This is a genomic window from uncultured Negativicoccus sp., assembly GCF_902480485.1.
GTDB classification, from domain to species: Bacteria; Bacillota; Negativicutes; order Veillonellales; family Negativicoccaceae; genus Negativicoccus; species Negativicoccus succinicivorans.
In genome coordinates this window covers 1-11120 of record NZ_CABSTC010000045.1, presented here as the reverse complement: position 1 = coordinate 11120, position 11120 = coordinate 1, and the positions used below count along the sequence as shown (strand labels likewise).

The window sequence follows — 11120 nt, the reverse complement described above, 5'->3', positions numbered from 1 at the left end:
ACGCGGGACACCCTGATTAAAAGTCAGGTGCTCTACCAACTGAGCTAATGGATCACGTGGCAGGGGTGGAAGGATTCGAACCTGCGCATGGCGGAGTCAGAGTCCGCTGCCTTACCACTTGGCTACACCCCTATGGCTCCCTGAGTAGGACTCGAACCTACGACCGATCGGTTAACAGCCGATTGCTCTACCAACTGAGCTATCAGGGAATATAACAAGAGTTATTATAGCCGATGAAATAAAAAAAAGCAAGCGCGGTTTTGCGCTTGCTTTTTTTGCGTCTCGGTATCCGCTGTGACGCGTTACGCGGACACGCGCGGTCGATGCGTCGGTATGCGCTGATAAGGAACTTTCGCCAGCACGCGGTCCGTCATTTCTTTAACCACCGCTCGCGGTGTATTCAAAACGGATTCTTCCGCCGTGTCGCTGTACCTGCTTTGCCACAACTGAAACTCATCGTTCGGTCGGTAATACGCATACACGCGCAACTCACCGAACGTGGTAGTCCACCAGTCGCCGTTCCAATCCGTGCGTGTAAATTGCGCCAAACGCACCAACTCCAAACCGACGACGATATCCGCATCATAGGCCTCGGCGACGGCGGCAAAGTCGTAACGCGTGAACGGCATTGTCGTTTGCGGTCCGTTCGTTATTTCATAGTACGGATAGCGAAACGGCTCGGCCAAACGTCGTTCCACATAGGTGCCGAGTTCCGCATGTCGCTCCGCCGTTGCCGTCGGCAGGATAACGACCTTCTCCGCCGTAATCGGTTCGGCGGCAAACACCGACAGCACGCCGATGAAAACGCAAATCACAAGCAAGTACCACTGCCGTTTGTTTCCCATATTGCGCCTCGCTATTCCCGCGCGGGCAGCGTCCGTGCGCTATCCAATGACCGCGTAATCAACGCCGCCTCCGGTAAAACCTCCGCGCTGATTTTATGAAATCGGAAATGCCGAATGCTGATGATTTCGTCCGCGCCCTTGCCGCCGAGCCGCGTCAAATCGCCGCGACCGTCTTTTGTCTGCGGCGGCAAGTACAAGGTATCGCCGCGAATCACGGCCGGCAACGGTTCCACTTCGGCGATGCGCACCGCCGGGTCACGGTACACTACGCCGAATTCGCAGCGCACCGCAAATTCGCGCGCATTCAGTCGTTGATAAGGCGCGAGCGCCATCGTGCAAACGTAACGTTCCCCGCTTTGCGGTTCGACCCCCGTCGCCTGCCAGGTGCCGTACCATGTTTGCGCGGTTCGTTCCGCATACCACAGAACCCCGTGCCAGCCCGCCCAAACCAAAAGCGACACCAACGTCACAGCCAGCAGCGTCCGCCGTTTTTGCGCTCCGTTCAACCGAATAATTTTCGCTTCAGCTCCCGCCAGTACAAAATGATTCCCGTCACAACCGGCGTCAGCACCGGCAAAATATTCATCACATAATTGCCGAAATTGGCGATATGCGCTTCATACATGCCCAGCAGGCAAAACGGACATGCTTCCGCCGTGCGGCAACTCAGCAATAATATAAGTGCCGCAAGCATCGTAATTTTTTGTGTACGTCGCATGGTATCTTTCGTTATCTCCCTGTGAAATAATCTACACCGGCCTGGAAAATTTTCTGTTTTTTCTGTCCGATAATATTTTTCGCTACATACGGACCATAGCGTTCGCTGTGACCCATCTTGCCCAAAATTCGTCCGTTCGGACTGAGCAGGCCTTCGATCGCCGCGACCGATCCGTTCGGGTTCGCCGGCATCGTTTCGTGGACGCTGCCCCATTCATCGCAATATTGCGTCGCGATCTGACCGTTCGCCGCCAAAGCCTGTACGACGTCCGGCGCCGCGTATAAACGCCCTTCACCGTGACTGAACGGAATACGATGGAGTTCGCCCGGTTCAAAATACATGAGCCACGGGGATTTCGTCGAAACGATCTTCGTCATCGCGTAGTGCGAAATGTGACGCCCGATGGTATTGTAGGTGAGCGTCGGTGCACTCGGCGCCAATTCGCGGATTTCTCCGTACGGCAACAGGCCGAGTTTAATCAACGCCTGGAAACCGTTGCAGATGCCCAAAATCAAGCCGTCACGATGCGTCAAGAGATCGTTCACCGCTTCAGTCAATGCCGGATGACGGAACAGCGCGGCGATAAATTTACCCGAACCGTCCGGTTCATCGCCGGCGGAAAATCCGCCCGGAAATGCCAAGATTTGTGTCGTTTCCACCGCTTTGACAAGCGCTTCGACCGATTCATTCAACGCCTGCGGCGTCAAGTTGCGCACGACGACGGTCGACACATCCGCGCCCGCATTTTCAAATGCGCGGGCCGTGTCCACTTCACAGTTCGTACCCGGCATCACCGGAATGACGACCTGCGGCGTGCCAATGGTAGTCCGCGCGCGGCGTGTCGGATTGTCCGCCACCGGCGAAACGGGATACAGCGGTGCCGGTTGAAGCGTTTTCGTCGGGAATACTTTTTCCAGCGGCTCTTCCCAGCGCGCCTGCAATTCATCGAGCGATAAAGTAACGCCGGCAAGAGAAATGCTGTCACCGGCGGTTGTGCCGATGATCGTAATATGCTCGTCAAGCGCCCATTGTTCCGCGACCTCTCTGTCCAATTCGACCAGCCATGAACCCGGCCGCGCCGCGAACCATTCTGTCGGAGTGAGAGCATCACTCAACCTTGCGCCGATATGGTTACCGAACGCCGCTTTCGCGCACGCGGCCGCAAGACCGCCCGCATCAACCGCCTGCGCGCTTTTCAGCAAACCTTTCTCCGCCGCCGCGAACAATCGATCCGCGTGATCGATAAAGACCTCAAAGTCCGGCATGGCGTATTCATCCACCGGCGTTTCGAGCAAGACCAACGCGTGCTCGCGTCCCTTCCATTCGGGACTGACAATGTGCTCCGCATCCCCCGGCGCCACCGCGAACGAAATCAGCGTGGGCGGCACATGCAAATCAAGGAAGCTGCCGCTCATCGAATCTTTGCCGCCGATCGCGCCGACTTCCAGTTCCGACTGCGCGACAAACGCGCCCAAAAGCGCCGCGACCGGTTTGCCCCAAGACGCCGTGTCGCCTAATTTTTCAAAATATTCCTGCAAGGATAAATAGGCGCGTTTCCAGTTGCCGCCCAGCGCCGCGATTTTCGCCAGCGACTGCAGCACGGCGAACAAACCGCCGTGAAACGGACTCCACGACGCCAAGTACGGATCAAACGCGTGGGTCATGATGCTCACGGTTGACGTTTCCCCGTGACGCATCGGAATTTTCGCGACCATGCCGTCGACCGGCGTGCACATGCGCGCTCCGCCGTACGGCATCAGCACCGTGCCCGCGCCGATCGTCCCGTCAAATCGTTCGCCCAAACCGCGCTGCGAAGCGACATTCAAATCACCGAGCGTTTGCACCCAAGCGGCGCTCACATCCGTCACCGGTTGCGGGGTAAAATAATTTTCTTCGGCCGGCGCCGTGATGACAGCTGCGCTGGCTCGACTGGCGCCGTTGGTGTCGAGGAACGAGCGCTCCAAATTGACGATGGTTTCACCGCGCCACTGCATCATCAGGCGGCGTTCTTTCGTAACGACCGCAATCGGCGTCGCTTCCAGGTTTTCTTCGTCCGCATAGCGGCGGAATTCGTCCGCATCGTCTGCGGCGACGACCACTGCCATACGTTCCTGCGATTCGGACAGCGCTAATTCCGTGCCGTCCAATCCTTCATATTTTTTCGGTACGGCATCCAAATTAATCGTCAAGCCGTCCGCCAATTCGCCGACAGCGACCGCCACGCCGCCCGCGCCGAAATCGTTGCAGCGGCGAATCAGGCGCGAGGCTTCCGGACGCCGGAATAAGCATTGTAATTTACGTTCCGTCGGCGCGTTACCTTTTTGCACTTCCGCGCCCGCGGTGGTTAATGAGCTTTCCGTATGTTCTTTGGAAGAACCGGTTGCGCCGCCGATGCCGTCACGACCGGTACGGCCGCCAACCAGCAACACGATATCGCCCGGTTCCGGCACGCGACGAACGACCTGATCCGCCGGCACCGCGCCGACGACCGCGCCGACTTCCATGCGTTTGGCGACGTAACCGGGGTGGTAGTATTCACGTACCTGACCGGTCGCGAGACCGATCTGGTTGCCGTAGGAACTGTAACCGGCCGCCGCTTGCGTCGTAATCGTGCGCTGCGGCAATTTCCCGGTAAGCGTTTCCGAAAACGGCGTGCGCGGATCTCCGCTGCCCGTCACGCGCATCGCCTGGTAAACGTATGCGCGTCCGCTCAAGGGATCGCGAATGCAGCCGCCCAAGCAGGTAGCCGCCCCGCCGAACGGTTCAATTTCCGTAGGGTGGTTATGCGTTTCGTTTTTAAAGAGCAACAGCCATTCTTCCGTGCCGTTTTGGGTTTTGACCGGAATCTTGATCGTGCAGGCGTTGATTTCTTCCGACTCGTCTAACTCCCGCAAAAGTCCCTGCGCGCGCAATGACTTCACGGCAATCGTCGCCAGATCCATCAGCGATTGCGGCCGCGGGTTTTCGCTGTATAAGTCACTATGCACTTCACTGTACCAGTCGTACGCTTCGACGATCGGTTCGGTAAAATGACCTTTTTCGATATCGACATGCGTCAGTTCCGTTCCGAAGGTCGTGTGGCGACAATGATCGGACCAGTACGTATCCAAGACGCGCAATTCGGTCAGCGTCGGATCGCGATCCACCTGATCGCGAAAATATTCCTGCACGACCGCCAGATCCGCTTCATCCATGGCCAAACCGTACTGCGTAAGCATCGCTAAAAGTTCCGGCCGCGTCGCGGAAATGAATCCGTCCAATACCGGTACCGGTTGCGGTTGATGCGCCGGCGCGATGAGCTCACGCGGCATCTCCCAAGCCGCTTCGCGCGCTTCAATCGGGTTGATCACGTATTCTTTTAATTTAACGATGTCGACCGGTCGATCAATACCGGTGACGACATACACCGTCGCATACGCGACGCGCGCATCGACGCTCGGATCCAGCAAACGCAGACATTGCTCCGCCGAATCGGCACGCTGGTCATATTGACCGGGCAATAACTCGACGGCAAAGGCCGTTTCCTGCGGACCGATTTTCAAATGTTCCGTCCATGTATCCACGGGAGGTTCCGCAAAAATCGTCGTCATCGCGCGAGCAAACAGTTCTTCACTCACACCATCCACGGTATACCGATGCCAAACCTGCACATCGGCTAATGACGTCAGGCCCAGCTGCTCCCGCCATTCCCGTAAAAGGCGTTGCGCCGTATCGGCCAACGCCGCTTTTTTGGCGACAAAAACTCGTTGTAACATAGGTTCCTCCCTCATAATACCGCGCGCCGAGCGGCGCGGATTATCCGCAATTGACTGAGTTTATTCTACCATTACAGGCCGGATTTTTCCATATTCATAGCGTACGAAAAGATCTTTATTTAAAAAAGAATTCGCTGCGTATCGTATTTATATTTGAACATAAATTCAATCGTTCGGATTTTATCCGGCATTTTTTTGCTAAATAAAAAATAAAAGATGCGTATTCACGCATCTTTTATCGTCTCGCTTGCTTTTGCCGTTGCCGCCGCCTTGTTTTCGGTTCGCAGCGCGTGCACGCGGACGCGACGAGTGCCGCGATACGCGGGCGTTTCTCCGGGCAGCCGTTCCCAATAGCCGCGCGGGCGTCGACGCCACAAGCGATGCCGCTGCTTGCGCAAGGGCCTATGCCATGCGCTGTACGCCGCCGCAAGCAGTCGACGCAAACGCAACGGCAAATAAACGGCACCGAAACGTTCGTATTCCCACGCAAACTGCTCTTCAATCGGATCGACCTGGTAATGATGCCGATGACCGTAAATCGCGTTCTCCAAACCACGTGGCGAAAATTCCAGCGTCGCGCTTGTCCAAGGGGAACGTCCCGGGTTCTCCGCGATCCACGCCTTCCAAAGTTCGCGCACGGCCGTGTCGGCCGCCGCCATTTGCAGCCACAGGTCTTCTTCCGAGCCGCCCGTCCGCCAAACGGAATCCGTCCAGTAGACATACTCCGCGCGCGTTTTCGGGCGGTAATAAAAATAATGAAACGGCTCAGTCGCCATGAGCGTTCGCCAAACGACACGTCCCCACGGCTCTTTAATCAGCGCCGCTATCGTCTGCATTACGTCGGCGTACGCCGCCTGCATTTGTTCGTTCACGCTGCTTCCTTTCTCAGCGGTGATCCCGCCATGGTGTCATATATCGTTGCCACTGCGCCAACAACGCCTGGACAATTAATCCCGCTACACACAACACAAAGATGCACGCCAGCAGCGGCGCGGTCAACATCAGATCCCCGAAATGCAAAATCAGCGCGCCGATGCCCGTCTGCGCCGCGATCATTTCCGCCGCGACCACGAGCACGAGCGCCGTGCCGCAACCGAGTTGCAGGCCCGCGAACAATTCCGGCAGCACCGCCGGCAACGCGACGGTACGCAAATACCGCCCGCGACTCACGGGATACATCGCGGCGACTTCACGGTAAAGGCGCGGCAAACGCACCAGTCCCGCCATCGTATTGATAAAAACCGGGAAAAAGACACCGAGCGCAATCAGCACATATTTCGGCAATTCACCGATGCCGAGCCAGAGCACGAAAAGCGGCAAAATGGCAATTTTCGGCAAGGGATAAAAGAAATAAATATACGGTTCGATCAAGCGTCGAAACGTCGGCGAAAGTTCGCCCGCGAGCGCCAACAACAACGCCGCAAGACCGCCCGCGATCACACCGACCAGCCAGCGTAGCGCGCTCGCTGCCAGCGCCGGTCCCAACGTGCCGTTTTGCACCAACGCCGCCAATGCGCTCGCGATTTGCGACGGCGCGGGGAGATATACCGGTGAAATCCACCCCTGACGCACGCTCCACTCCCACAGACCGAGCAGCAACAACACTCCCGCCAGCGCCCACCAGCGTGCGAAACCGCTGTCTCTTGGCGCCAAACGGTACCGTACTTCGCGTTCAGTCGTCATGGCGACCTCCCTGCGTCAACGCCGCCGTGGCGCCCGCTTTAATTTCCTGCCAAATGGTTTCTTCCAGCGCCGCCAACTGCGTCCGCGCGCTGAGCTGATGCCGTTCCTTGCGCGGTATATCCACCGTCAAACATTCCACAATGCGACCGGGGCGCGGCGAAAACACCCAAATCACATCGGCGAGCCGCACCGCCTCGGCGATGTTGTGCGTGACATACAAGGTTGCCGGACGCAATTCTTCCCAATATTGCACCAAATCATCTTCCAACAGCCGACGCGTCTGCGCGTCGAGCGCGGAAAACGGTTCATCCATTAGTAATAAATCCGGCTCGGTCACCAAAGCGCGCGCGATCCCGACGCGTTGCCGCATGCCGCCCGAAAGCGAACCCGGATACGCATCCGCGAATTCGCTCAACTGCATGCGCGCCAACTTTTGCGCTACCCGTTCGGTAATCTCCTGCTGAGAAAACTCGCGATCCTGCAAACTGAACGCCACATTTTCCGCGACGGTCAGCCAGGGAAACAAACCGCCCTGCTGAAACACCATCGCCGTCTGCGGTTGCTTTTCCGCGCCGCGCCAGTACAAACGTCCCGATGTCGGCAACAACAATCCCGCCGCCAAGTATAAAAGCGTCGATTTGCCGCAACCGGAAGGGCCGATCAACGCCACGAATTCTCCCGGCGCGACCGTTTTGGTAAGCGGCGCCAGCGCTTGGATCTGCACGCCGTTTTTCTCCGTATAGGTCTTCGTGACCGCGTCCAAACAAAATTCCATATTATTCAAACAGGGCGGTCTGCTCGTAGTGCTGCTGCGCGTTTTTCTCCGCGCCGAATACCCGCTCCATGGCACTTTGCGTAATGAGTACCGTGCCTTCCGATTTACGGGTTTCCGTCGCCGTAAAAATCGGCTCCACCAACGTTCCGTCCGGCCTGCGATAGCCGCCCGCGTAGTGGCGCAACGTGGATGCGGGCACTTCCCAACGCACCGCCGCCTCCATCAAAGTCATGACTTCCGTCAACGCATCCTGCATCTCCGCCCTCCTTTCTGTTCGGTCTCATTATAGCACGGCGCCGCCGTCGTCTTGCCACGTGATTGCCTCATGCAGAGCCAGTGAATAAATGATTTTTTTCACGACCGGCCGCTGCCAAATGCGCGTGGCCGCATGGGCGTATAAATCGAGTTGGCGATGGTAGCGTTCATAGAGTACATTGGCCGTATCCACGCGATCGGTTTTATAATCCAAAATCGCAAGATCGCCGCTGGCCGTCGCGTACAGGCAGTCGATCACGCCCTGTAAAAACACTTCGTCATCGCCCGCCGGCACGCCGAGCGCCACCGATGCCGGCAACAACATCCCGAACGGACATTCTCGCAACACAAACGATGATTGGCGAATCTCAGCCGCCGTGTCGCAGGTTAACCACAAGTCGAGATCACGACGATGGGCCAACTTCGCTTCGGCCGGCGTTATTTTTTGCGCCTGCTGAAGTTGGTCGAGATACGCCTGCGCCGTCGTGGTACCGTCGCCCGCGCCGATTTCGGCCAAAATGCGATGCATGAGCGTTCCGTAACGCGCCCCGCCGTCCGGCCGCATGTCCGGCGTGACAAATTGCGGCGGACGCACCCAAGCGTCATTTATTATTTCGCTTTCCGCCGCGGCATCTTCCTCGGTCGCTACTAAACGCACCGCTTTTGTCGCGGCCATCTCATCTGCCGTCTGCACCGGTTGCACCGTTAATATCGGCAACGGATAATCCGCCGCCGGTCGTTCCGTTTTTGGCAACGGCGGCAAGGCCGCTGTGATTTCACCCAAATGATGTGTCACTTCCGTCACGGTAACTTTCGCGGGAATCTGCGTGGCAAGCGGTTTGTCATATTGCCAGGAAAGACGTTCCGAGATTTCCGTCGGCAGCGGCGTTCCCGTCAATGTTCCTTGCCGCACGTTTTCTAAACGCGGATCCGCCACCGTTGCCACCGCTTCGTTCCCTATCGGCGTCACCGTCTGCACATCCCAGCGCGGCAATGTCCCGGTTTCGAGATGCGGCCACAACCAGTCCAAATAGGAGCGCGCGGCTTCCGGAGCCGCATGCGCGCCGGTCGGTGACGGGCCCGCGTAAAGATACAATTTATCTCGCGCGCGTGTCATGGCCACGTACAAAAGCCGCTGCTCTTCCGCCAGCGTTTCCCGCCGCAAAATTTCACGCAACAAATGCCAGCGCACCGTCGGGTACGTCAAACGACGCTTCGCATCGTAGCGGGACAACCCGATCCCGTAACGACGATGCAATAAAAGACGCGCCTGCGTATCTTTCCGGTTAAATTCTTTGTCGATATTCGCCAAAAACACAACCGGAAACTCCAAGCCCTTGCTTTTGTGAATCGTCATAATGCGTACCGCGTCTTCGTTTTCGCCCATGGTCGACGGTACCGACAAATCCTGCTTCTGCCGCTGCAATTCTTCCAAATATTCCAAAAAGCGTGAGATCCCGCCGCCGGCCCCGTCGTCAAACTCGACCGCACGCGCATACAAGGCTTCCAGGTTCGCGCGCCGTAACGATCCCGACGGCAAGCCGCCGACGTACGCATGATACCCGCTTTCTTCGTAGATGCGCCGCACCAGCTGACCGATGCCGGCTTGTCGCGCCAACAACTGCCAACCGGTAAGCAAGGCGTAAAACGCTCCGACACGGCCGCGCTTTTCCTCATCGGTGAGGCGCGCAAGCCATGTGGGCAAAACATCCCACAGCGCCGGCGCTTCCTCATTGCGCAGCAGCGCCATTTCCGCCAGATCGCGTTCATCGCAACCGACGAGCGGCGAGCGCAACACGGCCGCCGCCTCCAAATCGCGTCGGGAATTATCGAGCCAACGCAAAAGCGAAAGCATGGTCTGCACTTCGGTCGCCGCAAAATAACCGCCGGCCTGCTCCGCGTACACGGGAATCCCCGCCGAACGCAACACTTCGACAAAAACATCAATCCTAGACGCGACCGAACGCATCAAAACTACCGCGTCGCGCCAGCGGAACGGACGAAACGCGCCGTCGTTTTCCTGCACGACGGCCGTCTCGTGCAAATGCAACAACTCATCCGCGATCGCCTGCGCCTGCGCTTCCATCGCCGATAACGGTTCTTCCTCCGCATCATCGTCGGCGGGCGGAATGTCCGCTGCGTCCATGGTCGTTGCGTCATCGGAAGGCGTGACAAAGCGCACGCTGACCGAGCCGCCGACCCAGTTCTCCGGCGCGTCCGTGATCGTCCGCCCGGGGATAAACGCCGCGTTTTCATCGTAAGAAAATTCGGCGGCGGGCGGTTGCATAATTCGGGCAAACACTTCATTCACCGCATCCAACACGGTGCGATCGCTGCGGAAATTTTCCCGTAAATCAATGCGGCGCGAGGGCGCCTGCGCATCTCGCGAAAAACGTTCGTACTGACCGAGGAAAATCGTCGGATCCGCCAGCCGAAAACGGTAAATACTTTGCTTGACATCGCCCACCATGAACCGATTATCCGCACGCGCGATCAGGCTTGCGATCAGTTCCTGCACGCCGTTCGTGTCCTGGTATTCGTCAACCATGATTTCATCGTACTCGCGGGCGAGTTCCCGCGCGATATCCGACGGCAACGGCGCGGCCGGCGTGGATTCCGGCGCGAGCAACAGCGTGAGCGCGTAATGTTCCAAATCACTGAAATCGATCAGGCGCTCCGATTTTTTCCACGTAGTGTACGCGGTCGCGAACGTTTTCGTCACCTTGACGAGTGCCGCGACAAGCGGCGCGGTCACTTGCAAATCTTCCCGCCAAGTCGCGGGCGCGGCGGCTAAAATACCTTCCGTCCAGCCCTTCAACCATGCTTTCCCCGCGTCGCGAATCTCTTTGGCCGCCGTCTTGGCCGCTTTCGCCGCCTCATCCTTCAGCTTGCCGCCCGGCCAACGCATCGGCGCGTAGGCCTGCGCCGCGTCATAAATCGCGTCCCAGTCTGCCCCGTCGCAAAGTGCCGTCGCGGTCGCGTAATCCGCCGCCAAAACCTCCCGCGCGTTTTGCAGTTGCGGGTACAGCGCCAATTCATCCGACGCGTTCTGTAATTGCGTTCGCCATTGCGTGACGCCCGCGCGCCAC

At 57.9% G+C, this 11120-nt stretch carries 9 protein-coding genes and 2 tRNA genes; all 11 read right to left on the bottom strand.

The genetic code is table 11. The features are described 5' to 3' along the window. Positions 1–57: 57 nt before the first annotated feature. A tRNA-Gln gene (locus tag RDN69_RS04785) sits at positions 58–132 on the bottom strand. Between the two features lies 1 nt (position 133). Further along, positions 134–209: transfer RNA gene (locus tag RDN69_RS04780), tRNA-Asn, on the bottom strand. 93 nt (positions 210–302) lie between these two features. After that, a complete protein-coding gene (locus RDN69_RS04775; protein WP_273259414.1) occupies positions 303–845 on the bottom strand; it encodes a hypothetical protein in 543 nt (180 codons plus the stop codon). An 11-nt stretch (positions 846–856) separates the two neighbouring features. Next, on the bottom strand, positions 857–1351 hold the full coding sequence (locus tag RDN69_RS04770; RefSeq protein WP_273259415.1) for a hypothetical protein: 495 nt from the start codon (positions 1349–1351) through the stop codon (positions 857–859). Further along, the gene (locus RDN69_RS04765; RefSeq protein ID WP_024048447.1) at positions 1348–1563 is read right to left on the bottom strand and encodes a hypothetical protein; all 216 of its coding nucleotides are present in this window, start codon (positions 1561–1563) and stop codon (positions 1348–1350) included. The genes RDN69_RS04770 and RDN69_RS04765 overlap by 4 nt, the downstream gene beginning before the upstream one ends. A gap of 11 nt (positions 1564–1574) precedes the next feature. Further along, a complete protein-coding gene (locus RDN69_RS04760; protein WP_273259416.1) occupies positions 1575–5318 on the bottom strand; it encodes a phosphoribosylformylglycinamidine synthase in 3744 nt (1247 codons plus the stop codon). A 224-nt stretch (positions 5319–5542) separates the two neighbouring features. Beyond that, positions 5543–6190 (bottom strand): immunity protein YezG family protein, encoded by a 648-nt coding sequence (locus RDN69_RS04755; RefSeq protein ID WP_288218303.1) that lies wholly within the window; start codon positions 6188–6190, stop codon positions 5543–5545. A 13-nt stretch (positions 6191–6203) separates the two neighbouring features. After that, entirely contained in the window at positions 6204–7001 is a 798-nt protein-coding gene (locus RDN69_RS04750; RefSeq protein WP_273259418.1) for an ABC transporter permease, read from the bottom strand. Beyond that, positions 6991–7776 (bottom strand): ABC transporter ATP-binding protein, encoded by a 786-nt coding sequence (locus tag RDN69_RS04745; protein WP_024048442.1) that lies wholly within the window; start codon positions 7774–7776, stop codon positions 6991–6993. The genes RDN69_RS04750 and RDN69_RS04745 overlap by 11 nt, the downstream gene beginning before the upstream one ends. Before the next feature lies 1 nt (position 7777). After that, complete coding sequence (locus RDN69_RS04740; protein WP_024048441.1) at positions 7778–8032, bottom strand: helix-turn-helix domain-containing protein; 255 nt, start codon at positions 8030–8032, stop codon at positions 7778–7780. Between the two features lie 27 nt (positions 8033–8059). After that, a partial coding sequence (locus RDN69_RS04735) for a 3'-5' exonuclease (RefSeq protein WP_288218302.1) occupies positions 8060–11120 on the bottom strand: 3061 nt, incomplete at its 5' end.